We start from the raw sequence: 23,491 nt of genomic DNA on the forward strand, positions 1-23,491 counted from the left end.
GCAGGAAGATGTTTTGCATGATTGGAGTTGCCTCCGATTTCACCTCCGCAAGGACTGTGCCAGTCAGGAGACCGAACGTCCGGTCGAGACGGCGATCCACACGGCGATTCCAAGCAGCATGATGGCAAAGGTGCCGCGCAGGAGGGGAGCGGTCCGATAAGCTTCCAGTTTTTGGCCAAAACGGGACCCGGCAAGTACAATACTCGTATGGATGGTCGTCGCGACCACCAGGTGGATGACGCCCAGCGCAACAATCTGCAACCAGATTGGTCCTGCGGTATCGCTGGCGAACTGCCCGACGACGACGAGATAGAACACAAGCGCTTTGGGATTCAACAAATTCGCAGCCAGACCCCGCCAGAAGCCCGCCGCCTTGTTTCGATTGAGTGGTGAGACGGATCCGGTATCCCGCCAAGCCTCAACGGCGAGATAGACCATGAATGCGACGCCTGCCCATCGCAGCGTGTCGTAGAGCATGGGCATTCCGGCGAGCAGAGCCGACAGGCCTGTGGCCGCAGCCACCAACTGGGCCGCCAGCCCCAGTGTGATGCCTGCGACAGCGCGCATTCCCGCTGCGCGGCCCTGCTGCGCCGACAGCGCGGCGAGCCATCCCATATTGGGACCAGGCGTCAATTCCACTGCCGCCATGGCAATCAGGAATGCGGCCCAGTCAATATGGTTCAGCATGGATCAGAGGCAGTCATAGACCGCTTCAACCAGTCGTACCGCACGCGGGTCACCCACGAGTATATTGGATTGCTTGTTCATGACATAGGCGCACGTCAAACCATTGCGCTGATCAGCTATCGCCATGGAGCCCCCCCAGCCACAATGGCCGAGCGTGGTGGGTTCAGGTCCGAACATGCCGTGAGTGTTGTGCATGATGCCAGCGCCGAAGCTGGTGATCATGGGCAGAACCAGATCCGGTCCATGTGTTCGCGCCGTGCTGAGTGCCTCGAAAGTGGCGTTGCTCATGACACCCTCGCCATTGGTCGTGTAGGTCTCATAGAGTTGCGCGACCGAGAGCGCTGTTCCGTGGCCGTTTGCCGACGGAATTTCGATCTCGCGCCAAATGGCTCCACCGCGATTTGGGGCGGCCCATTTGCTGACAAATGCTGCGCGTCGCGGGGGGGTAATCTCTCCGAGTTCTGCCAATTCTCGCGGTCGCTGGATGTCGGCACAGCGATCATGCTCGCTGGCGGGTGTGCCGATCATGAAGTCGACGTTCGGAAACAGCAAATTTAGCGTCGTACCGAGCGTTTCGCCACTGATGCGCCGTGCAATCTCTCCGACGAGATAGCCCCAGGTCAGGGGATGATAGCCATGCGCGCTGCCCGGTGACCACATCGGAGCCAATTCCGCCAGTGCGGCGGCGCAGGCGGGCGGATCGAGCCAGAGCTCAGGGTCGATCTCTTCCGGAAAGCCGGGCAGGCCGGCTTGGTGACTCGCAACTTCGGCAATTGTGACCGCGCCTTTTCCATTGGCTGCAAATTCGGGCCATACATCGGCCACGGGCGTCTCAAAGCCGCCCGGCAGGCGCTCCACCAGATGGGCCAGGACGATGGCTGCGATACCTTTGGTGGTCGAATAGACCGGGACGAGGGTGGTGTCTGACCATGGGTGTTCCTTCTTCCGGTCAGCCCAGCCGCCGACCAGGTTCACGACGACTTTGCCGTCCTTGATGACGGCGAATCCGGCGCCGAGCTCCTCGCCATTCTCGAAGTTTTTTTCGAAGACGCGGCGAACAGATTCAAATCCGCTGTCGGCATGTCCGGCCATTGGCCAGCTGTCAGATGTTGTATCAGTCATCGGTGTTGGCTCGCATAAACCGAACTGGCCGACAAGCGTTACGGCTGAACCAAGGCCCGCACATCGGCGGCAACACGGCTGGTGAGGTCGCTGTCTACGGAGACTGTAAAATCCTCGAGCGCCTGCTGCCATTCGAAGATCTGCCTGAGGCCGAACTCATCCTCTCCCCTAAAGGAGACGTGGAATCTCACGCATATCCCACTCGGAGAAGGACCCTTTTTCGCGTAGGCGGTTCCGGGGTTGAAGCCCTCATTCATCTGATTGGCAAGTTCCAGCGTTTCCAGTCGCGAATAACCAGGCAGGTCCCGGCAGGCCGTAAAGCGGGCCGTCTGGCAGGTGCCGTCGATCTGGGAGCACTCCCGAAGCACAGCCTCGAACCCCTGTTTGTCCATCGCTGCGGACATTGTGGGGTGCGTGTCGATATACCCGATTTTGACGGACTGGAATTCGCGTATGAGGAATTCGTTGCGAAACTCGATCAGCGTAATGGGTTTCGCAAAGGCAGGCTCGCAAAACAGGAAGATTTGAGCCAGTAAGAGCAGGCGAAACATCATTGATCCATCTCGGTGCAGTGCGGGACGAGTATTCGGCTCGCAATCACGCATCAAATGGACAGTTCAGGTCAAGGAGTTGTCACATATGTCCCACGTCCACCGTCCCCGCCGATCCTGCCTCTACATGCCCGGCGCCAATGAGCGCGCCCTGGAAAAGGCGAAAACGCTACCCGCGGACACGGTCATCATGGACCTGGAAGATGCCGTGGCGCCGGAAGCCAAGGAGACCGCGCGTGATACGATCCGCGCGGCCGTGACCGCAGGGGGTTATGGCCACCGTGAAATCGTGGTCCGGATGAACGGGCTGGATACCGAATGGGGCCAAGCCGACCTCAAGATGGCGGTTGAAGCGGGCGCACATGCGCTGCTTGCACCCAAAGTGATTGATGGCAGCGACATTGATCGTCTCGACGACGCGATGAGCCGCGCCGGCGCCCCGGCCGAGATGGGGCTTTGGGTGATGATCGAGATGCCCAAGGCGATCCTGAACATCCAGGACATTGCCGAAGCCGTTGGCCGCACCCGTATGACGACGTTCGTGATGGGAACGAACGATCTCGCCAAGGAATACCGCGCGCGGATGACGCCGGACCGGCTGGCTTTCCAGACGGCTCTGGGCATGAGCATGGCTGCGGCCCGCGCCTACAACATCGTTGCGATTGATGGCGTCTACAATGACATCAAGAACGAGCAGGGCCTGATCGACGAGTGTGAACAGGGGCGTGACCTCGGCTTCGACGGCAAGACGCTGATCCATCCATCGCAACTCGACACGGCCAACCGCGTCTTCGCGCCGAGTCCGCATGATGTGGAACATGCACAGGCCGTGATTGAGGCGTTCGCAGACCCTCAGAATGCCGGCAAGGGCGTATTGAAGGTAAACGGCAAGATGACCGAATTGCTCCATCTCGACGAAGCCCGCCGGACTGTGGCCATGGATGAAGCCATCCGGGCTTTTGAGAGCTGATCCTCAATGCTCTCGGGCATTCATATGGTAAACCAACACATTCAGGAATACGCATGACCTACACTCTCCTTCACCATTCCGGCTGCAGCGCGTCGCGCAAGGGGCTCGCCTTGTTGCAGGAGAACGGCGTCGAGCCGGAGGTCCGGAAATACATGAATGCTTCCGAGCAACTCAGCCTGGATGAGCTGAAGGACATCGCCAAAAAGATGGGTGCCAGTTCGCCGCGCGAGTTCTTGCGCGACAAGAATGCTGCCGAATTCGGCATCGATGCGACTTCGACAGATGACGAGATCTTCCAGGCGATGGCCGCCAATCCAAAGATCATCCAGCGCCCCATCGGCATTGTCGGCAAGCAGGCCGTGCTGGGCCGTCCGATCGAGAAACTGCTCGAGCTGAAATAGTATTACACGGCTGATATTGCGGGGAGATCTATGAAATTTCATCGATCTCTCACGCGAAGATTCAATATCTGCATGGCAAGGTTGTGGGCATGATCGTGTTCATGACTCTTGCGGCGGTGTTGATCGCCTTTTCTGCATTTTGCACTCTTGGGGTGCCGTACATGTTGGCGGGACCACGCATGCTCGATGAGTTCTCCGAGAACCGTGAGCAGCAAATGATGGCTGGCCTGTTGGGGGCCGCGATCATCGCACTTTTCCTGCTGCCCTTCGTCTCACCCGCCTTGATTTCCTCGCCCAGTGACGGTCAGGTGCTGGCTGATCTGTATATGGGGCAAATCCAGGCCTGACGCCGGGAAGTCTTGCCCCTTTTCCATCTGAGGGGCGCATGACCAGCACATCGAAATCCAATCCCGGCCATTTCTTCGAAGATTTTTTCGTGGGCATGCCCCTCGCGCATGCGACGCCGCAGACGCTGACTGAAGGCGACATCGCCCTCTATCGCGCGCTGACCGGCGGCCGGTTTGTCCAGTATTCCTCATCTGAATTCGCCAAAGCCGCCGGCTATCCGGGCCTCATGATTGATCCGCTGCACGCTTTCCATGTCGTGTTCGGCAAGTCCGTGCCGGATGTTTCGTTGAATGCGGTGGCGAACCTTGGCTATGCCGATGGTCGCTTCTCTCAACCCGTCCTGCCAGGCGATACGCTGAACACGGTTTCGGAAGTGATCGGCGTCAAAGAAAACTCCAATGGCAAGACCGGCGTCGTCTGGGTGCGCACGCGCGGCACCAATCAGCGCGGCGAAGAAGTCATGTCCTTTGTGCGCTGGGTCATGGTCAACAAGCGGGATGCCAACTCACCCGCGCCAGACGTGGTGATCCCCGACCTGCCAAAGAGTGTGCCCGGGGCCGAATTGTCCGGGTTTGCCTCCATGGAGGCTTGGGATACATCCCTCGCCGGCAGCGAATACATGTTCGAAGACTATGCGGTTGGCGAGAAGATCAATCATGTCGACGGCATGACCGTGGAAGAGGCGGAGCACCAGATTGCGACACGCCTCTACCAGAACACCGCCAAGGTTCATTTCGATGCGCATGGCCAGAAGTCCAGCCGGTTCGGCAAGCGCCTGATCTATGGCGGTGTGGTAATTTCCATCGCGCGGTCGCTGGCCTTCAATGGTCTCGCCAATGCGGGCCATATGCTGGCGATCAATGCCGGCAGCCATGTCAGTCCGCTATTTGCCGGTGACACGATCTATGCCTGGAGCGAAGTGCTTGAGAAAGCTGAGCTGTCCGACAAGGTTGGCGGGTTGCGCTTGCGCCTCGTGGCAGTGAAGGATCAGGATCCGGGCGCGTTCGCCTATAAGGGCGAGGATGGGAAGTATGCCGATGGTGTTCTGCTCGACTTCGACTATTGGGCCGCCATTCCACGCAAGCGGTAAGGCGCTTCCGTTTCGGCGCGCGCTCCCTATATGATGCCGCATGAGCGGATATGGGCCTTTTGACGATTTCACGCTGTTCGCCATCGCAATTGCGGTGGTGCTGTCGGCAATTGTCAGCCTGATCGGCACGTCCGCTCGCAAGCGGAATGTTGCGCTTGGCGAGGCGACCGTCGCCGATCTTGCGGAGATGACCGGTATCCGGGATCCCAAGAAGCTACAGGAAGCCTTTGGCCCGCCCGACATGGGCCGCGTCTGGCGCACGGTCACACTCTTTGACGTGCGGCGCTTCCGGCAACCTCAGGGATGGCTGATGTCGAGCGATATCGTCGACTATGCGTGTCTGGGCATTGTGGCGCTCGCCATCTTCGTGTCGCATCCCTTTGTCGGGGCGGGGCTGGTGGCAGCGCTGGTCATCCAGGTGGCTGGATGGATTGTGTCGTTCGGGCTACCCAAGTAGACGCGCGAAATATCTGACGAGGTTCCGCTTTTCGGGACGGGGGAAACCCTTTAAGGGCAGGCGAATGAAAGTCTGGAAGATGAATGGTGCTGGCAACGCGTTTGCCATATTCGACGCCCGCTCGACTGCGTTCGTGCCGAGCACCGACCAGGTGCGCCAGATTGCCGAAGACCTAAAAGCCGATCAGATCATTGCGCTGGAGCGTGATGTCGCGCGCGACGTATTCATGCGCATCTGGAACGCCGATGGCAGCGAAGTCTTTGCCTGTGGCAACGCCTCGCGTTGTGTAGGCAAACTGTTACTGGCTGAAACCGGCAAGGACCGGGTGTCCATCCAGACCGAAGCGGATGTTCTGAAAGCGTTTGCCGCAGAGGATGGCCAGATAACCGTCGACATGGGTTCGCCCCTGATGGGGTGGGAAGACATTCCGCTTTCCGAGAAAATGGACGTTCGCGGCGTTGATGTGAAAGTCGGGCCGATCGACAATCCCTGGCTCTCCCGTCCGGCAGTGGTCTCGATGGGCAATCCGCACGCCGTGTTCTTCGTGAAGAATATCGACGATTACGACATTCCGGCCATCGGGCCGCTCGTTGAATGGCACCCGACCTTTCCTGAGGGGGTGAATGTCGGGTTTGCGCAGGTCATTGACCGGCAGAACATTCGCCTTCGTGTCTGGGAGCGGGGGGCAGGCCTGACCAAGGCGTGTGGCACCGGAGCGTGTGCGGCGCTCGTGTGCGCCGCCCGGGCAAAGCTCACCGACCGCCGCGCCAACCTCATTCTCGATGGTGGCACGCTGATAATCGACTGGCAGGAATCCGATGACCGGGTTTACATGACCGGACCTGTGCAGCTGGAATTCGAGACCGAAATCTGAACTGGGCAAAGGATTCATCCTGCACAGATCCCTTGATTTGCGGGGCTGACGGCGCGATGTCCGCTGCAACACATCGCGATGACTGAGACCAAATCCCCTTCCAGCCCGCAGCTGATCACGCTCGGATGCCGCCTGAACACCTATGAATCCGAGGTGATGCGCGGGCATGCGACCGATGCTGGCCTGAATGATGCGGTGATCATCAATACATGCGCCGTCACATCGGAAGCCGTCCGCAGTGCGCGCCAGACCATCCGGCGGGCGGCAAAAGACAATCCGGGCGCGCCGATCCTCGTGACAGGGTGTGCTGCGCAGATCGATCCGGACATGTTTGCAAAGATGCCGGAAGTCACCCGCGTCATCGGCAATCATGAAAAGATGCAGGCGGAAACCTGGCGGCCGGCCGAATTGCTGGGCGGGCACGAAAAGGTCCGCGTGAATGACATCATGTCAGTGCGGGAAACCGCTGCACACCTGATTGATGGCATGGAAGGTCGCGCCCGCGCTTATGTCCAGGTCCAAAATGGATGTGACCATCGCTGCACGTTCTGCATCATTCCTTATGGCCGTGGGAATTCCCGGTCTGTCCCGGCAGGGGAGGTGGTCAATCAGGTTCGACGCCTCGTCGAGACCGGCCATTATGAAGTTGTGCTGACCGGCGTGGACCTCACAAGCTGGGGCGCAGACCTGCCGGGCGCGCCGCAACTCGGCAATCTGGTCCAGCGCATCCTGAAACTGGCGCCGGAGCTGAAGCAGCTGCGTATTTCCTCCATCGACGCCATCGAGATAGATGATGCCTTGATGGAGACCATGGCGGAACCTCGACTTGCGCCTTTCATGCATCTGTCCCTTCAGCACGGAGACGATTTGATCCTGAAGCGCATGAAACGGCGGCATCTGCGCGCCGATGCTATCGCGCTGACAGACCGTCTCCGCGCGGTTCGGCCTGACATCGCCTTCGGCGCGGACATCATTGCCGGTTTCCCGACCGAGACCGAAGCCCATTTCGAGAATTCGGCCCGGCTCGTGGAAGAGTGCGGCTTGTCTTTCCTGCACGTCTTTCCGTATTCGCCCCGTCCCGGCACCCCGGCTGCCCGCATGCCGCAACTCACCAAGGCCGTGGTGAAAGCGCGCGCCGCGCGTCTGAGAGACGTCGGGGCGGCGGCGTTGGAGCGGCATCTCAGGAAATATGACGGCCAGACCGTTGAAGCTCTGGTCGAGCGCGGGAACTCCGCGCGTCTGCCGGACTTCACGCCGGTACAGTTCGAGAGTGATCCGGGCGAAGCTGGACGCCCGGTACGCGCACGTATAGTCCGGCAGGATGGAAAACAGCTGATCGGAGCGCTGACCGCATGATCCTTTGGTTCGGAAAAAAGAAAAAAGAAGAAGAGCTGAAAGAGGCTGGCGCAGCAATGGAATCGCCGGAGCTGTCAGCGGATGAACTGGCGGCCAGGGAAGCTGAAGCTGCGCGTAAGATTGCCGAACAGGAAGAGATCGAGCGCAAGGTCGCCGAGGCTAACAAGGCCTGGGAAGAGCGACAGGCGCGCGAGGCCGAGGCAGCGGCCGCAGAAGCAAAGCGGCTGGATGAGGAAGTCCGCAAAGCTGATGAGGCACGTGCCGCCGCTCAGGCGCGTGCGGATGATGCGGAAGCCGCGCGTCTTGCGGAAGAGGCCGAACGGGCCCGCAAGGCCAAGGAAGAGCGCGAAGCGGCGCAGGCGAAGGCGGCTGCAGAACTCAAACTGCTCGAAGATCGGCGCGAGGCCGAGCGTATGCGCGCTGAGCGGGAAGCTGCTGCGCGGGCGGCCATGGAAGCGGAAGCCAATGATCCGGGGTTCGTGGCCAAGCTCGGATCCGGCCTGTCCCGGTCTTCGGCGCGATTGACGTCCGGCCTCGCGGTTTTCGGCCGACGGAAACTTGATGATGAGACTCTTGAAGAACTCGAAGACCTGCTGATCACGTCAGATCTGGGCGCAAAGGTTGCGATGCGTGTGACGGGCAATCTCGCCAAGGAACGGTTCGACAAGGAAATCAGCGAAGACGAAATCCGACAGGCGCTGGCGGATGAAATCACCGACGTTCTGAAACCTCGCGAAAAGATCGTGGACTTCTCAGACGGTCCGCGTCCGCGCATTGTCTTGTTCGTCGGGGTCAACGGCTCCGGCAAGACGACCACAATCGGCAAGATTGCGTCCAAGCTGACAGAGCAGGGGGCGAAGGCGCTGCTCGTCGCAGGTGACACATTCCGGGCGGCGGCGATTGAGCAACTGACGGTCTGGGGCGAGCGGGCCGGTATTCCTGTCATGTCAAAGCCTACGGGCGCCGATGCGGCAGGCCTTGTTTACGAGGCGATGGAACAGGCGAAGGCGGACGATCTCGATCTTGTGCTGGTCGACACGGCTGGACGGCTGCAGAACAAGGCTGAGTTGATGGCCGAGCTTGAAAAAGTCGTCCGTGTTGTCCGTAAGCTGGACCCGACTGCGCCGCATGATGTCATTCTCGTGCTGGACGCGACCGTTGGCCAGAACGCGCTGTCCCAGGTCGAGGCATTCAGAAATACGGCGGGCGTCACAGGTCTCGTCATGACCAAACTCGATGGCACGGCCAAGGGCGGTGTGCTGGTGGCCATTGCGGAGGCGTTTGACCTGCCGATCCACTTCATCGGCATCGGCGAAAAAGCAGAAGACCTCCGCCCATTCAGCGCGGAGGCCTTCTCGAAGGCTTTGGTCGGAATTCAGGACTGACTATTCGGCGGCGATGGCGGTCGATTGGGTTTCCCTGGCTCCTCGCAGCAGGCGGCCGGGGCGTGCACCGGTGGGATCTCCGTCTCGGTGGGTAATTTGTCCGTTTAGGATTGTTGCTGTGTAGCCGGAGGCAGCTTGCATCAGGCGCCGACCGCCAGCGGGGAGGTCATAGTCCACGCGAGGCAAGTGGAGCTTGAGGTTTGTGAGGTCGATCACATTCAGATCGGCACGGTAGCCCGGGGCTACCAGTCCGCGATCATTCAGTCCGATCCATTGTGCCGTGGCGCGGGCCTGACGGTGCACGATGTGCTCAATGGGAATGCGTGGGCCCCGTGTTCGGTCGCGGACCCAATGGGTCAGCATCGTGGTGGTGAAAGAGCCATCACAGATCATGCCGACGTGCGCGCCGCCGTCTGACAGGCCGGGCAGTGTCGCAGGGCTGAGCATCATCTCGTAGGATGGGTCAAGCGAGCCACCGGAATAGTTCAGGAAGGGCAGGTAGAGCATGCCATGCCCATTCCGTTCCAGCATCAGGTCGAGTGCGGCTTCTTCTGGCGATATGCCTCGCCGGGCTGCAATGGCTTCCAGCGTACGATCAGGTGTGGGCTCATAATCTACTGGATCGTCAAGCTGAAAGATCTTTCCGAAGCTTCGCAACATGACTTTCAGGAAGGGATTATCTGTGTCCGGTGCGTCGGCCAGCAATCGTTTGCGAAAGTCTTCAGTGCGCAGCAGTTTTATGCGCTCTTCAAAAGGCAGGTTCGCGATTTCACGGTAAACCGGGTAGGCGCTGAATGGATTCAGCGTCAATTCAAAGCCAAGCAACACGCCGACCGGACGGGGGGCGACCTGTGCACGCATTGGCAGGCCATCCTCGGCGGCCTGTTCGATGGCGCCCAACAAGCGCCGCCAGCCTTCCGGGGCAATATCTGCCTGGGCCAGCGAGACAGATAATGGCCGGCCGCTCGCTTCGACAATACGGCGCAGCATGGCTGCTTCCTTTTCCGGATCATCGAAGTCCGACACGAATTGCAGGACGCCCCGTCCGGCGTCTGCCACGCCTTGCGAGATGCCCGTGAGTTCGGCTTCGCTCGCGGTGAGGGTGGGCGTAGGCTGACCGTCGCTGGTACGGTGGTTCAGTGTGCGGGAGGTCGAAAAGCCGATCGCGCCTGCGCGGATAGCCTCGGTTGCCAAAGCCCGCATCTGGCGGATGTCGTCCTCAGTGGCCGGCTCCCGATTGGCGCCGCGTTCGCCCATCACATAGACCCGCAGGGCCGCATGAGGCAGCTGCGCACAGATGTCAGCGTCGAATTGTCCATTCGACAGGCTGTCGAGATAGTCGGGAAAGCTCTCCCAGTTCCAAGGCAGGCCTTCGGCCAGAACAGGGAAGGGGATATCCTCCACGCCTTCCATCAGACGAATGAGGCGATCATGATCTTCAGGCTTGCACGGAGCGAATCCGACGCCGCAATTTCCCATCACCACTGTCGTGACGCCGTGCAGGGATGACGGGCTGATTGATCCGGTCCAGGTTGCCTGACCATCATAGTGCGTGTGGACGTCGACAAAGCCGGGAGTCACGATTTGTCCGCGCGCGTCGATTTCCTCGATGCCGCGGCCAGAGACTTTTCCGACTTCCGTAATCATCCCATTTGAAACAGCGACGTCGCCCTCGAAGCTTTCGCCGCCTGTGCCGTCTATGATCGTTCCGCCGCGCAAGACCAGATCGTGCGTCATGATGGGTTTCCTCCGGAGTTTCTTGTTTGAGGCGAGTCAGACCCTCAACCGGGCAAGAGTCAAATCCTTCCCACGCGTCAGCAAGTCGTGCATAGGTCGCCGCAATGTCGATGACGCTTCTGCCTGTGGTTCTGTGCCTTTTGTCTGCAGTGACGGTTGCCGCCACCAACATGTTCGTGAAGCGGGGCGGCGACGTCCTGACAGCGCGCATGGCGGTTGCGATCGTCATGGGGCTAAGCGTCCTGCCCTTTGCGCCCTTTGTTCCCACCCCGCCGAGAGAGACCTGGCCGCTCATTTGCGTCTCGGTCGTGGTTCACTGGATTTACCAGTTCTGTCTCGTAAGAGCGCTGCACAGGGGCGACTTGTCTCTGGTCTTCCCCGTGATGCGAGGTCTGGCGCCGCTCGCGACCGCCTGCTTTGCTGTCTTTGCGTTGCACGAGCATCTGACGGCACTCCAGATGGCCGGGCTGGCCGTGGCCAGCTTTGCCATCATTCTGTTTGCCCTGCCGACGGGAACGACAGCCTCAACGCGGCGGCTTGATCGGGACGCCCTGATCTGGGCCGTGCTCACTGCACTGGGCGTTGGTCTTTATGCTGTGGCGGACACGCGCGCCGCTCGCGCTATGCCGAATCCGATGACTTTTGTGGTTTGGCTATTCCTGCTGGACTGGATCGGCGTAACCGTCGTCGCTTGCATGCAGCGCAGGGGACGTATACGCGCTGCCATTGCGAAACAATGGAAGGGAGGGCTCGCAGGTGGGATTTTGGGCACGTTCTCATATGCGCTCGCCATCTATGCCTACACACTGACAGATGCCGCCATTGTAACCGCCTTGCGGGAAACATCGGTCGTGTTCGCTGCGGCCCTTGGGGCTATATTCCTGAAGGAGGGATTCGGGTACAGACGAATATGTGCCGCCGCTTTGCTGGCCGCGGGGCTCCTCTCCATGCAAGTCGGGGCATAGCCTGTTTCAGATCGCTACATCTGCGTTCGTGATTTATTAGGTCGACTATTGTCTGAGGGGAGCTACAGCTTGTGACCAATCCAGCAGCAGCCGAGACGCGTAGAGAAGTTATGACAAAGAAACAGAACACGGAAGGCTCAGCTGAGCTGAGCGATGCGACGGCCAAAGCTGGCAGCATCTGGACCGAACTCGGCCCGACGCTGGCGTTTATCGGTATCTACAACGTGATGTTGAGATTCCCGGAAGGCGAAGGGTTGTTTACCAAGGATACCGCGCTTTATTGGGCGACCGGCGTACTCATCGTCTTCACCGCTTTCGTGATTATTCAGAAATTGATCCGCGGTGAAAGAATCCCGCCATTCCTGATTGTCTCATCCGCCTTGATTGGGGCGTTCGGTACGGCAGGTATCCTGCTTCAGTCGAAGCTGTTCCTGTTTATCAAGCCGACGATCATCAATCTGCTTTATGCAGGCGTGATCTTTGGCGGGCTCGCCGTGGGACGGAACATCTGGAAAATGTTGTTCCACACCGTATTTGATCTGCCAGATCACGCCTGGAAAACCCTGGCCATTCGCTGGGGGCTCTATTTTGTTGCCATGGCGGCGTGGAACGAGTTTCTCTGGCGTAACTTTTCCGAGGCGACGTGGGCGAACTGGAAGCTCGGCAACATCGTGATCGGTGTGGTTTTTGCGCTGGCGAATACGCCGTATACGCTGAAGCATATGCGAAAGCCCGAGGAAGCAGATACCTAGCGGGTCAATTGCTCGGTGCCGGGCGGATTTGAGAACGGCACGAATGCCGCGCGGTTACGAACGCTGGAAAAATGGGTTAAGGCCCAGACGACGGTCGGAAAGGCAAGATTCGCCCACGGTAGGTCTTTCCAGTCAAACAGGGCGACTTCCTCACTCTCGGGCCCAGGCGAAATATCCGACACCAACTCTGCTCTGAACATGACATGGACTTGCGCAATGCGGGGAACGGAGTAGACGGCAAGAACTTGACCCAGGCTGATATCGGCATTTGCCTCTTCCCGAGCCTCTCGTTTAGCGGCGTCTTCAACGGTCTCCCCGACCTCCATGAACCCGGCGGGGAGCGTCCAGAATCCCTTACGCGGATCAATCGCGCGCCTGCAAAGCAGGATTTTGTCACCTTTTGTCGCAACTGAAGCTGCAATAATTTTCGGATTTATGTAGTCTACGAACTGGCAATGTGAGCAAACACGGCGTATTCGGTCGTCGCCAGAAGGTATTTTCAGTTTGAAATCTTGAGAAAAGAAACCATTTGATAATTCCTCCGTCATCGAACCTTAAGCCTCTTGCTTGTATTGGGGTGAATGTTGATCCGCACACGGGTCGTATACTTAACAGACCAATAACCGGATTATCCATCGCGCCCAACGCCTAAATAAACACAGAAAGACTACCATCATGACCTACAATCTTAAAACCTCACCGAGCCATCTGCTCCATCGTGCCCAGCAAATTGCCGCCAATGAATCGGCTTCTGCGCTTGCCGCAGCAGGTATCACGCTGCGCCAGTTCTCTGTCCTTGCCGCTCTCTCAGGCAATGATGGCGTCAGCCAGTCCGACCTCGTCAACGCAACCGGCATCGACCGTTCGACGCTGGCCGACATGGTCGCTCGAATGGAAAAGGCTGGCCTCATCAAGCGCGTCGCTTCCAAAACGGACAAGCGCGCCAAGGTCGTTTCGCTGATGGCGAAAGGCAAGAAAGCTTACGAGAAAGCTCTTCCAGCTGTTGAGAAGGCTGATGCGGCCATCTTCGAAGCCCTGCCGAAAACCAAGCAAGCCACGCTGGTATCCGGTCTGAAGGATATGGTTGCCGAGGCTGACAAGGCTGAAGCCGCTGTTGCGCCAAAGCCTGCTGCTCCTGCGCCGGCCGCAAAAGCTGCTCCGAAGCCTGCAGTGAAGAAAGCTCCAGCCAAGAAGCCTGCTGCAAAGAAGGCTCCGGCTAAAAAGCCCGCTGCCAAGAAAGCTCCTGCTGCAAAAGCCGCTCCGAAGCCTGCGGTGAAAAAAGCGCCAGCCAAGAAAGCTGCGCCTAAAGCCAAAGCGAAAGCAGCACCGAAAGCGAAGCCAGCCACGACCACCAAGGCCGTCAAAAAGGCTCCGGTGAAGAAAGCTCGCAAAGCGACGAAGAAGTAAGGTTCCGGAAACGGACCTAATTCGGCGGGGCGCTCTTCAGTGCCTCGCCTATTTTTTTGACCGAATCTCCGTCCAGCGGACCCTGGACATGGTCAATGATCTCACCGTCAGCTGAGATAACAAACGTTTCCGGCACGCCGGTCAGGCCGAAATCGAGTCCCCCCTGACCGTCCGGATCAAGTGCAATCCGCGTGTATGGATTGCCCAGCCGGTCGAGGAAGGCGAGGCCGTCGTCCAGTTTGTCCTTGTAGAGCACGCCGAATACTTGGTCCGGATATGCGGCGGACAGTTCGGAAATGTATTTGTGCTCCGCTTCGCAGGGGGCGCACCAGCTTGCGAACAGGTTTACGGCTATAGTGCCGCCGGTCGGCGAGGGAGCGAAGCTGAGGGGGGCGGAATCGAGGGTTGGGAATGCCGTATCGGGCGCGCTGCGCAAATTGCGCTTGAAGTCGCCCTTTTCGGGATTGATCAATTGTCCGGCTGCAATGACTCCAAAAGCGACGAGCGCTCCGACCGGAACAATTGCGAGCCAGCGCTTCATCCGCGTTTCTGGTCCCGGATGCGCGCTTCGATACGGATCAATTCAGTCTTTGCCGCGCGGGCTTTCAGCCAGACACTCACCATCGCGCCGCCGATAAGGAGCAGGCCAACGGAATAGCTCGCCCAGATGAATGCGGCATTGGAATCAAAATCTGGCAGCATGGGATCAGTCTCCTGTCATCAGGCGAGCCCGGGACTGGGCAGCGCGTCTGGTCCATATTTCGGCCCGCATCAGCGTCATGACAAGGGCGGCAAACAGTAGCGAATGACCCAGCGAGCTGATCAGCAATGGCCAGAGATAGACAGCGGCCATTTTCGGGCCTTCCGGCGTGATGACGCTGGCGTCTTGGTGCAGGGACGTGAAGAGGTCCACGGAAAACTTGATCAATGGCACATTCAGCGCGCCCACCATGGCAAGGATGGCGCCGGCCCGCGCGGCCTTCTGGCGCGTATCCATCGCGGCGCGCAGGGCCATGTAGCCGAGGAAGAGGAAAAACATGAAGAGGACAGACATCATCCGGGCGTCGTCCCATTGCCACCAGGTGCCCCAAGTCGGCTTGCCCCAGATGGCGCCCGTGGCAAGGCAAAGTGCTGTCCATGTCGCGCCGAGCGGGGCGATCGCCTTGGCGGCAATGTCGGCAACCTCGTGGCGCCAGATAAACCAGACGAAACTCATCACGGCCATGCCGAGATAGCTGGCCATCGCAAGCCATGCGGCCGGGACATGAATGAACATGACCCGCATGATGTCGCCGCCTTGATAGTCATCCTTCGGGACCATCCAGAGGCCTTGCCAGAGCCCCCATGCAATCAACAGGGCTGCGGCCGCATAGAACAGGGGCGCGAGCCAGCTGGACAGCATCAGGAAACGGTGCGGATTGGCGAACCAGGAAAACATCGCGTTCGGAATACCCTTCCCTCAGTCTGCCGCCAAGCGCAGGGCTGCACCCATGGCAAATGGTGCGACAGCCAACGCAAACAGCGTTGAGGCAGCGAGAAATAATGGGGCGGCGGCGCTGCTTGGGCCGTCTCCCATGGCGAGGGCGCCAAATATGGCGGTGGGGACGTAAAGGGGCAGGGCGATCAGGCTGATCAACAGTCCGCCTCGGCGTACGGTCGCGGCGAGTGCTGCCCCTACGCCGCCCCAGAAGTAAAAGGCCAGCCCGCCAATCGCATAGTACAGCATGTTCTCAAGCAATGCGTCGCCAATCTGGGCCTGGAACATCAGGAGCAGCAAGGGGGAGAGCAGGGCGAGGGGCAGGCCAGCGGTCAGCCAATGCGCAAATGTCTTTGCTGCGGCAATAGAGGCGGCGGGGGCGCTGGTCTGTAACCAGAGATCCAGCGAGCCATCTTCGGCGTCCGCCTGAAAGATGCGCTCCAATGTTACGAGACTGGAAAGCGCCAGCGAAACCCACAGAATCCCGGGACCAATCGTGCGCAGGGTTTCCGGGTCCGTTCCGACGCCGAGTGGCACGAGGACAGCCGCCCCTGCGAAGAAGCCCACCGGCAGCAGCGCGCCGGCGCCGCCCGCCCAGGCTTCGCCCAGCGCTTGCCGGAAGGCGGAGAAGATGGGTGCGGGGCTAGCCATATCGGCGGAGCTTTCGCCAGTGAACAAAGCCGAGACCTAGAAAGAACACCAAGACTGGAATGCCACATTCCAGGCCATCGGTTCCATTTTTCCAGCCGCAAACATAAGTTGCTGCAAAACCGAAAAGGCATCCCAAGACAGCCCAGATTCCGAAAAAGAAATATTTCAAATCTCTACCTCGCGTGTTGCGTGGAAGCCTGCATCGCCGTGGACGGCTGCAACCACCACACCGTCCGACTGCCGGTGCTGCTCGATCATCCCGAGCAGGAGCGTCCGCCCCTCGGAATCGAGCGCGGTTAGCGGCTCATCCAGCAGCCAGACGGGGCGGTATTCGAGGTGCAGACGGGCAAGGGCGGTCCGGCGGCGCTGTCCGGCCGATAGGTGCTTGGCGGGCACATCTGACGGACGCGAAAGCCCCATTTTGTCCAGGAGAGGCTCGATGTCTGTTGTGGATTGTCCCCATGCGCGTGCCCAGAGGGTCAAATGCTCTCGCGGCGTTTCATGCGGTTTCAATCCGTCCCGGTGGGCCACCCAATGATGCGGCGCGTTGCGGTCAATTGTGCCGGTCTCGGCCTGCGTCAGGCCTGCGAGAATACGCAGCAGCGTCGTCTTGCCCGCGCCATTCGGGCCGCGCAGGACAATTGCTTCGCCCGGCGCCAAGGACAGGGACACCTCCCGGAACAGGAGGCGTTCGCCGCGGATCATGCCGATATCGGCTGCGGAAAGGAGGGCGCTGGCGCTCATATGTCCCGTTTAGACCCTTTGTCCCAATTGCCTCAATGCACTAGGGCCTATATGAGACAGACCAGCGCGGCGGCTCATCGCCGCAGATCGATAATTTCAGACGCGAGGTTCCCTCTCCATGCCGTCCCTCGACAGCTTCAAGTCAAAACGCACACTCACCGTCGGTAGCAAGACCTACACGTATTTCTCGCTGTCCGCAGCCGCAGAAAACGGTCTTGGCGACGTTTCCCGCCTGCCTGCGTCCCTCAAGGTCCTGCTTGAGAACATGTTGCGCCATGAGGACGGCAAGACCGTCACCAAGGACGACATTCTCGCATTCAAATCCTGGCTTGAGAACAAGGGCGGTGTCAGCCACGAGATCGCCTACCGTCCGGCTCGTGTGCTGATGCAGGATTTCACCGGGGTTCCGGCTGTGGTTGACCTTGCAGCCATGCGCGATGCCGCGCAGAAGCTCGGCGCGTCAGCAGACGCGATCAACCCGCAAGTCCCGGTCGACCTCGTCATCGACCACTCGGTCATGGTCGACAGCTTCGGCGGCGAGAACAGCTTCGAAAAGAACGTCGAAATCGAATACAAGCGCAACCAGGAGCGGTATGAGTTCCTGCGTTGGGGTTCCACTGCGTTCAAGAATTTCCGCGTTGTGCCACCGGGCACCGGCATCTGCCACCAGGTGAACCTCGAATATCTGGGCCAGACGGTCTGGACAAAAGATGAAGACGGCGAAACCGTTGCCTATCCCGACACCTGCGTCGGCACCGACTCGCACACGACCATGATCAACGGCCTCGCCGTGCTCGGTTGGGGCGTTGGCGGCATTGAAGCCGAAGCAGCCATGCTGGGTCAGCCAGTCTCCATGCTGATCCCGGAAGTCATCGGCTTCCGTCTTGACGGCAAGATGGCAGAAGGCGCCACAGCGACCGACCTCGTGCTCACAGTTGTGCAGATGCTGCGCGCCAAGGGCGTCGTCGGCAAATTCGTCGAATTCTACGGCCCGGGCCTGTCGAACCTGACCCTCGAAGACCAGGCGACGATCTCCAACATGGCGCCGGAATATGGCGCGACCTGTGGCTTCTTCCCGGTTGATGAGGACACCGTCAAATACCTCACCAATACCGGCCGTGACGCCGAACGTGTTGCCCTCGTCGAGGCCTATGCCAAGGCACAGGGCTACTGGCGTCCGGAACAGGCTGAGCCGATCTTCACTGATACGCTGGAACTTGACCTTGGCGCAGTTGTGCCGTCGATTTCCGGCCCGAAGCGTCCGCAGGATCGCGTCCTGCTGTCCGAAGGCGACACCGCCTTTGCCGAAGCCATGGCGAAGGAATTCAGCAAGGCAGCCGATGCCGCTGAACCAATCGCGGTCGAAGGCAAGGACTACACCGTCACGCATGGCGACGTGTTCATCGCGGCGATTACATCCTGTACGAACACGTCCAACCCGTCCGTTCTCATTGCTGCTGGCCTTGTGGCCAAGAAAGCGCGCGAATTGGGCCTGAACCGCAAGCCCTGGGTGAAGACATCCCTCGCGCCGGGCTCGCAGGTTGTCACTGACTATCTCGACAAGGCCGGCCTGTCGGATGAACTCGATGCGCTCGGGTTCAACCTCGTCGGATATGGTTGCACGACGTGTATCGGTAATTCCGGTCCACTCGAAGCCCCACTGGCGAAAGCGATCGCCGATGGCGATCTCGTGTCCTGTTCGGTGTTGTCGGGCAACCGTAACTTCGAAGGCCGGATCGGCCCGGACATCAAGGCCAACTATCTTGCCTCGCCACCGCTGGTCGTCGCCTATGCCATCGCAGGTTCGCTGCGCGTGAACCTGACCACGGATCCGCTGGGCAAGGACAAGAATGGCAATGACGTCTTCCTGAAAGACATCTGGCCAACCTCGCACGAGATCGCAGAGATCATGTCGAAAGCCGTGACGCCGCAGATGTTTGCCGAGCGCTATTCCGACGTGTTCAAGGGCGACGAGCACTGGCAGGGCATCGAAGTGTCCGGTGGCCAGACCTATAGCTGGCCCCCAGCCTCCACCTATGTTCAGAACCCGCCTTACTTTGAAGGCATGGGCCTGGACATCGACGCGCCGGCGGACGTCGAGAACGCGCGCGTCCTGGCACTGTTTGGTGATTCCATCACGACCGACCACATCTCTCCGGCCGGATCGATCAAGGCTTCCAGCCCGGCTGGTGTGTACTTGCAGGAACACCAGGTCTCTCCGCTGGACTTCAACTCCTACGGCTCGCGCCGCGGCAACCATGAAGTCATGATGCGCGGCACGTTCGCCAATATCCGCATCAAGAACCAGATGGTTCCGGGTGTCGAAGGCGGCGTGACGGTACACTATCCGGACGCTGAGCAGATGCCGATCTATGATGCGGCCATGAAGTATGAAGCCGAAGGCACACCGCTTGTTGTGTTTGCTGGCGATCTTTACGGCAATGGGTCGTCGCGTGACTGGGCGGCCAAGGGTACGGTCCTGCTGGGCGTTCGCGCCGTCATCGCGGGCAGTTTTGAGCGGATCCACCGGTCAAACCTGATCGGCATGGGTGTTCTGCCACTCGAATTTGCTGACGGGGAGAGTGCCGCGTCGCTCGGCCTGACCGGTAAAGAGCAGGTGACCATCAAGGGAATCGATTCGATCAAGCCGCGCCAGACGCTCGCCGTGGAGATCACACGCGAAGACGGTACGAGCTTCACCGCCAATACGACGGTTCGCATCGATACCGAGAACGAACTCGACTATTACCGCAATGGCGGCATCCTGCACTATGTGCTGCGGAACCTCGCCCGCGCAGCAGCCTGAGCGGTTCGCGATTTCTGATCAGAGAGCCCCTGCAGCGTGCTGTGGGGGCTTTTTTGCAGCCCTCACATCCCTGTGACTGTCACGGAAGCGGAGTTGGCTCTATAAACTGGGACTGAAATGATACGAATTGTGCTTTCCCTCCTGCTTGCCATGGAACTCATGGTGGCACCCGCCTTTGCCGAAGGTCCGGTATTGGTGGAGCTGTTTGCGTCCCAGAATTGCCGCGCCTGCCCAAAAGCCCACAAAACGTTGAAGGCGGTGAATGCCGAGCGCGATGACCTGCTCGTGCTGACCTGGTCCGTCGACTATTGGGACTATCTTGGCGACAAGGACCCGATGGCGATGACGGAGTCCAAGGATCGACAGCGGGGCTATACAGATCGCTTCCGATTGCGCGGCCCTTATACGCCGCAAACGGTTTATAATGGACAGGAACAATGCGCAGGCAACAAGCGCCACTATGTCGAGCGGGCGCTTGCGAAGATTCAGGACAAGTCAGATTTCGATGTCCAACTTGTGCGTACCGGCGACAAAATTCGTCTGTCGGGGCAAGTGCCGGATCTGGCTGATATCTGGCTTGTTGATTACCTGTCCGGTGAAGCCAACACGACCGATATGCTCCATCCGGTTACGCGGGTATCTGCACTTGGGCCATGGTTGGGAAATCCAGTCGAACTCAGTGTTCCGCATTGTGAGTCTGGTTGTGCGATTATTGTCCAGGAAGCTGGTTTCGGCCCCGTTCTCGAAACAATGGTGATCGCGCCCTGATCAGGGCTGGGCAGGCTGTCCGGTCTCGATAGCCATGACCGGCGCTCTCACAATTGAGGACACGCGCGGCGTGAATTCATTCCAGTCATACTCTGCCAGCTGATAGGCCCAGCCTTCGGCCTTGTCATTGATCGTGCTGCCGCGATGGGCGCCTTCGCCGGCTTCAATGGCCCGCAGGGTCACGAAATACCCATCAGGCTCCCTGAAAGCGCGAAGCTCGACTTCCAACCCGTCATGGGTCTCGGTGATATGGCGCGCGACAGTGCGCGTTTGCAGTTTGCTGGCTGGCTTCACCCCAATGGGTGCAAACCGCGTCAGGGCGAGGGCGGGCGTAGAGGCAGCAAGACGGCTGACCAATCTGAAGTCCTGAAAAGGCGGACCAGGGACAAAGCTGCGGTCGCTCGATCCGACAGAGCGCTGCAAATACAGACTCTCGCCCATGGAATCGAAGAGCCTTACGGCCGAGATGGCGTCTGAATTGATGTCCAGAATATCGAAATCGAGCCAAGCGTCATGACTATAGAGTGGCGGCAAGTCCCCGTTGACCTGAAAGGCCTGTTCCTCGCTTGGCAGGCGACCATAGACGCGGCTGTCCTTGCGCCCCGTAATCAGGGCGGCCGTGATCTTGCCATCCTCATCAAGAATTTCGACCAATGCACCAGTGCCGCCATCTCGCGGGTCACCAAGACCGATACGATTCAGCTTGTCGGGATCGCGCGTGCGCCCTTCGCCCCAGCTCAGGCCTTCAAGGCCCGTTGCAAGTTCCGCAAGCCGGTCGGGGCGGATGGGATAACCGTCCGGGCCTCCCATTTTCCAGCCATCCTGCGTGTTGGCCAGCGTGTAGGCTTCATCAGACAAGGTCACACGAATCTCGCTGGCATCGGCGCGAATGGCGGCAAAATCGGGGATCACCCGCTGGCCGTCGCGTTCAGACGACCGCGCAGATGGGCCGTGAAGACTATGAGCAGTAAATGTCAGTGCAGTCAGGCCAATCGCAATGCCTCCCATAATCTGGAGACGACGAATCCGCTGTTTTGATCTCACATCGCTCATGCTGTCGCTTTCCGCTTCTGGCGATACCAGACGAATAGTCCGATCAAACAGACCAGAAATGGGCCGCCCCAGATATTGATGGCTTTGAGCGTGCCTTCGAGACGGTCGATGTCGCGCCGGTAGTTGCGCTCGATTTCCCGCAATCGGGCGCGCAACTCGACGATCTTCTGGCGGAGGTCCAAAAGTTCCGTACGCTCGGCTTCGGTCAGATCGGCCTCGAGGTCGCCAGAGAAAAATCCATCCGTTGCACCGATGGCCTGCAACTCTTCCAATCGCGCCTGCGCCGTCTGGAGATTGTCCTGCAGAGCTGATTGCTGGCGGAAATAGATCGCTTCGGCATTTTCCCGCATACGGTCTATTCGCCCCATGCGGCGCAGGCTGGGCGCACGCGACCGGAGGCGTGAGAGTTCTCCACTCCCAGCCAGTGCGTCCAACGCATTCAGGACCAGCGCGCCATTGTCGGCAACGACGATCTGTTCGTTGGGAATTATGTAGAAGTCATCTGCAATGAAATCGACATCAGCGACGAGGACGATTTGTGCATCGGTTTCACTTTGCGAAATGTGGGGCAGGGCCGCGGCGGCTTCAGCGCGCGCGATCTCTGCCAGCATTGGATCGGATGGTTCATCGAAAGCCGGCGCACCTTGCGGGAAGGCCGTGCTCAGCCTGCCGGACAGTCTTGCGGCTAGGACGAGCGGGGCTGGCTCAGTTTGATACTGACGCAGCACCTGCTGGGGCGCCATGTCGGTGATGGCGTCCGATGCATCAATGAAGGAAGGGCTTGGCCCTGTGGAGAGCAAGGGCGTCATCTCAAGGGTCGCGGCCAAGTCTTCAGTAGAGAAAGCTCCCGGTGCGCCGAAATTGACTGCTCGGCTGAGGTCTGCGGTAATCAGGTCATCCTGATTCATGTCTCCGGCCGGTATGCCGAGAAACAGCGGGTGCGCCAGTTCCTCTATGCGTCCGCCACCGGTATCGACCGGAACGGGCAGGGCGCTGGCGGCGTCAGCGACCGCGGAGGTCGACAGTTCCACACCCCAGGCATCTCCCCAAGCCATGAGGGAGGAGGACGTGGCCGCGTCACTCATGTTGAACGGACCCGTGCTTGCGACCGTCTTGGCAGCGGGGTCCACGAGAATCACGGCGCGACCTGTTCGCAAGATAAACTGGTCGATCAGCCATTCCTGGCGTGGGGACAGAAGTGGCGGCTGAGCGATGAGCAAGACGTCCAGGTCTTCCGGCAATGACTGAAAAGTTTCCGCGATTGGTTCGACATCGAACGATTTGTGTATGTCGCGCAGGAGCGTGTACCCGCCTTCACCTCCGGGTGCGGTCATGCCGGGCAGCGAAGACAGGATCCCGACTCTGGGCGGATCTGGATCGTCCAGCCGCGCAACCATACGGGTCAGGTCGTATTCTAGTGTCACCTCCCGTTCGGGTGCGAGGAAGGGAATGACCCGCTGGTCGTCAATTGAGTTGCGACCGATGATCCCGAAATAGAGTGGATCACTGCCGTTTGTATCGATCGCAGTGATGCCCGCGGCGAGCGCTTGGTCTTCAGCCGGAGAGAAGGGAAGGGGGTCGATCTCGGTCACGCGGACATTGCCACCGGACTGGCTCTCATAGACTTGCAGCAATTCGCGTACACGCGCGGCATAGGCGCGGATGGCCGGGAAATCCTGCCCGGCGCTACGTGTGTAGACAAAAGTCAGATCGACTGGTTCTGCCACGGTCTTCAATGTCGACTTTGTCGCGTCGGAGAGTGTGTAGAGATTGTTCTCGGTAAAATCGATGCGCGCGCCAGTGAAGACCTTCTGTACAAGAAGGTTTGCCGCAACGAAAATGATTGCCGTGAGCGCTGTTGCGATGATGAGGTAGTGTTTCGCCTTCATG

Annotated in this window: 25 protein-coding genes; 13 read left to right on the forward strand and 12 right to left on the reverse strand. The window is 59.5% G+C overall.

Translation table 11 applies throughout. The annotated features are described in order from the left end of the window. Positions 1 to 63: 63 nt before the first annotated feature. From CFA77_RS00655 to CFA77_RS00665, 3 genes are read right to left on the reverse strand one after another with little or no spacing between them, the layout of a single operon-like run. Complete coding sequence (locus tag CFA77_RS00655) at positions 64 to 687, reverse strand: LysE family translocator (RefSeq protein ID WP_206991817.1); 624 nt, start codon at positions 685 to 687, stop codon at positions 64 to 66. 3 nt (positions 688 to 690) lie between these two features. Further along, positions 691 to 1,809: a serine hydrolase domain-containing protein gene (locus CFA77_RS00660; RefSeq protein ID WP_206991818.1), complete on the reverse strand. Its 1,119-nt coding sequence runs from the start codon at positions 1,807 to 1,809 to the stop codon at positions 691 to 693. A 38-nt stretch (positions 1,810 to 1,847) separates the two neighbouring features. Continuing rightward, positions 1,848 to 2,363, reverse strand: coding sequence for a hypothetical protein (locus CFA77_RS00665; protein WP_206991819.1), 516 nt, complete (start codon positions 2,361 to 2,363; stop codon positions 1,848 to 1,850). An 85-nt stretch (positions 2,364 to 2,448) separates the two neighbouring features. On the opposite strand from CFA77_RS00665, the gene CFA77_RS00670 reads away from it, so the two are divergent. The 8 genes from CFA77_RS00670 to ftsY all read left to right on the forward strand — a co-directional run bounded on the left by CFA77_RS00670 (position 2,449) and on the right by ftsY (position 9,241). Continuing rightward, positions 2,449 to 3,330 (forward strand): CoA ester lyase, encoded by an 882-nt coding sequence (locus CFA77_RS00670; RefSeq protein ID WP_206991820.1) that lies wholly within the window; start codon positions 2,449 to 2,451, stop codon positions 3,328 to 3,330. A gap of 53 nt (positions 3,331 to 3,383) precedes the next feature. Further along, on the forward strand, positions 3,384 to 3,731 hold the full coding sequence (locus CFA77_RS00675) for an ArsC/Spx/MgsR family protein (protein WP_206991821.1): 348 nt from the start codon (positions 3,384 to 3,386) through the stop codon (positions 3,729 to 3,731). Positions 3,732 to 3,820: 89 nt separating this feature from the next. Then, positions 3,821 to 4,078, forward strand: a complete 258-nt coding sequence (locus CFA77_RS00680) for a hypothetical protein (protein ID WP_034817295.1) — start codon at positions 3,821 to 3,823, stop codon at positions 4,076 to 4,078. Between the two features lie 38 nt (positions 4,079 to 4,116). Further along, positions 4,117 to 5,169, forward strand: coding sequence for a MaoC family dehydratase (locus CFA77_RS00685; RefSeq protein ID WP_206991822.1), 1,053 nt, complete (start codon positions 4,117 to 4,119; stop codon positions 5,167 to 5,169). Between the two features lie 40 nt (positions 5,170 to 5,209). Further along, positions 5,210 to 5,626 (forward strand): hypothetical protein, encoded by a 417-nt coding sequence (locus CFA77_RS00690; RefSeq protein ID WP_034817298.1) that lies wholly within the window; start codon positions 5,210 to 5,212, stop codon positions 5,624 to 5,626. A gap of 64 nt (positions 5,627 to 5,690) precedes the next feature. Next, positions 5,691 to 6,500 (forward strand): diaminopimelate epimerase, encoded by an 810-nt coding sequence (dapF, locus tag CFA77_RS00695; RefSeq protein WP_206991823.1) that lies wholly within the window; start codon positions 5,691 to 5,693, stop codon positions 6,498 to 6,500. Positions 6,501 to 6,578: 78 nt separating this feature from the next. Beyond that, the gene (gene mtaB, locus CFA77_RS00700; RefSeq protein ID WP_206991824.1) at positions 6,579 to 7,856 is read left to right on the forward strand and encodes a tRNA (N(6)-L-threonylcarbamoyladenosine(37)-C(2))-methylthiotransferase MtaB; all 1,278 of its coding nucleotides are present in this window, start codon (positions 6,579 to 6,581) and stop codon (positions 7,854 to 7,856) included. Then, positions 7,853 to 9,241, forward strand: coding sequence for a signal recognition particle-docking protein FtsY (ftsY, locus tag CFA77_RS00705; RefSeq protein ID WP_206991825.1), 1,389 nt, complete (start codon positions 7,853 to 7,855; stop codon positions 9,239 to 9,241). The genes mtaB and ftsY overlap by 4 nt, the downstream gene beginning before the upstream one ends. Here ftsY and CFA77_RS00710 read toward each other — a convergent pair whose 3' ends face one another. Further along, on the reverse strand, positions 9,242 to 10,978 hold the full coding sequence (locus CFA77_RS00710) for an amidohydrolase family protein (RefSeq protein WP_242517436.1): 1,737 nt from the start codon (positions 10,976 to 10,978) through the stop codon (positions 9,242 to 9,244). It lies immediately after the preceding gene. A 104-nt stretch (positions 10,979 to 11,082) separates the two neighbouring features. On the opposite strand from CFA77_RS00710, the gene CFA77_RS00715 reads away from it, so the two are divergent. Then, positions 11,083 to 11,943: a DMT family transporter gene (locus CFA77_RS00715; protein ID WP_206991826.1), complete on the forward strand. Its 861-nt coding sequence runs from the start codon at positions 11,083 to 11,085 to the stop codon at positions 11,941 to 11,943. Between the two features lie 110 nt (positions 11,944 to 12,053). Then, positions 12,054 to 12,695 (forward strand): inner membrane-spanning protein YciB, encoded by a 642-nt coding sequence (locus CFA77_RS00720; protein ID WP_206991827.1) that lies wholly within the window; start codon positions 12,054 to 12,056, stop codon positions 12,693 to 12,695. Here the strand turns inward: CFA77_RS00720 and CFA77_RS00725 are convergent. Beyond that, positions 12,692 to 13,243: an NUDIX domain-containing protein gene (locus CFA77_RS00725; protein ID WP_206991828.1), complete on the reverse strand. Its 552-nt coding sequence runs from the start codon at positions 13,241 to 13,243 to the stop codon at positions 12,692 to 12,694. The genes CFA77_RS00720 and CFA77_RS00725 overlap by 4 nt on opposite strands. Before the next feature lie 127 nt (positions 13,244 to 13,370). Here CFA77_RS00725 and CFA77_RS00730 point away from each other — a divergent pair, with 127 nt between their 5' ends. Continuing rightward, positions 13,371 to 14,102 carry a MarR family winged helix-turn-helix transcriptional regulator gene (locus CFA77_RS00730; protein ID WP_206991829.1) on the forward strand — a complete coding sequence of 244 codons (732 nt, stop codon included), beginning with the start codon at positions 13,371 to 13,373 and terminating at the stop codon, positions 14,100 to 14,102. Between the two features lie 16 nt (positions 14,103 to 14,118). Here the strand turns inward: CFA77_RS00730 and CFA77_RS00735 are convergent, their stop codons facing one another. The 5 genes from CFA77_RS00735 to ccmA form a co-directional block, all read right to left on the reverse strand. Further along, positions 14,119 to 14,643, reverse strand: a complete 525-nt coding sequence (locus CFA77_RS00735) for a redoxin family protein (RefSeq protein ID WP_206991830.1) — start codon at positions 14,641 to 14,643, stop codon at positions 14,119 to 14,121. Further along, positions 14,640 to 14,804, reverse strand: a complete 165-nt coding sequence (locus CFA77_RS00740) for a heme exporter protein CcmD (RefSeq protein WP_206991831.1) — start codon at positions 14,802 to 14,804, stop codon at positions 14,640 to 14,642. Before CFA77_RS00740 ends, CFA77_RS00735 begins: the two co-directional genes overlap by 4 nt. A 4-nt stretch (positions 14,805 to 14,808) precedes the next feature. Next, positions 14,809 to 15,540 carry a heme ABC transporter permease CcmC gene (gene ccmC / locus CFA77_RS00745; RefSeq protein WP_206991832.1) on the reverse strand — a complete coding sequence of 244 codons (732 nt, stop codon included), beginning with the start codon at positions 15,538 to 15,540 and terminating at the stop codon, positions 14,809 to 14,811. A 21-nt stretch (positions 15,541 to 15,561) separates the two neighbouring features. Further along, positions 15,562 to 16,230 carry a heme exporter protein CcmB gene (gene ccmB, locus CFA77_RS00750; protein WP_206991833.1) on the reverse strand — a complete coding sequence of 223 codons (669 nt, stop codon included), beginning with the start codon at positions 16,228 to 16,230 and terminating at the stop codon, positions 15,562 to 15,564. 165 nt (positions 16,231 to 16,395) lie between these two features. Beyond that, entirely contained in the window at positions 16,396 to 16,974 is a 579-nt protein-coding gene (gene ccmA / locus CFA77_RS00755) for a heme ABC exporter ATP-binding protein CcmA (protein WP_206991834.1), read from the reverse strand. A 118-nt stretch (positions 16,975 to 17,092) separates the two neighbouring features. On the opposite strand from ccmA, the gene acnA reads away from it, so the two are divergent. Continuing rightward, a complete protein-coding gene (acnA, locus tag CFA77_RS00760) occupies positions 17,093 to 19,780 on the forward strand; it encodes an aconitate hydratase AcnA (protein WP_206991835.1) in 2,688 nt (895 codons plus the stop codon). 117 nt (positions 19,781 to 19,897) lie between these two features. Next, positions 19,898 to 20,548, forward strand: coding sequence for a DUF1223 domain-containing protein (locus CFA77_RS00765; protein ID WP_206991836.1), 651 nt, complete (start codon positions 19,898 to 19,900; stop codon positions 20,546 to 20,548). Here CFA77_RS00765 and CFA77_RS00770 read toward each other — a convergent pair whose 3' ends face one another. Both CFA77_RS00770 and CFA77_RS00775 read right to left on the reverse strand, forming a co-directional pair. Next, positions 20,549 to 21,601, reverse strand: a complete 1,053-nt coding sequence (locus CFA77_RS00770) for a DUF4340 domain-containing protein (RefSeq protein ID WP_206991837.1) — start codon at positions 21,599 to 21,601, stop codon at positions 20,549 to 20,551. Beyond that, positions 21,598 to 23,490 (reverse strand): GldG family protein, encoded by a 1,893-nt coding sequence (locus CFA77_RS00775; RefSeq protein WP_206991838.1) that lies wholly within the window; start codon positions 23,488 to 23,490, stop codon positions 21,598 to 21,600. The genes CFA77_RS00770 and CFA77_RS00775 overlap by 4 nt, the downstream gene beginning before the upstream one ends. Position 23,491 lies beyond the last annotated feature (1 nt).

This window comes from Hyphomonas sp. KY3 (assembly GCF_017309975.1).
In the GTDB taxonomy this organism is placed as follows: Bacteria; Pseudomonadota; Alphaproteobacteria; order Caulobacterales; family Hyphomonadaceae; genus Hyphomonas.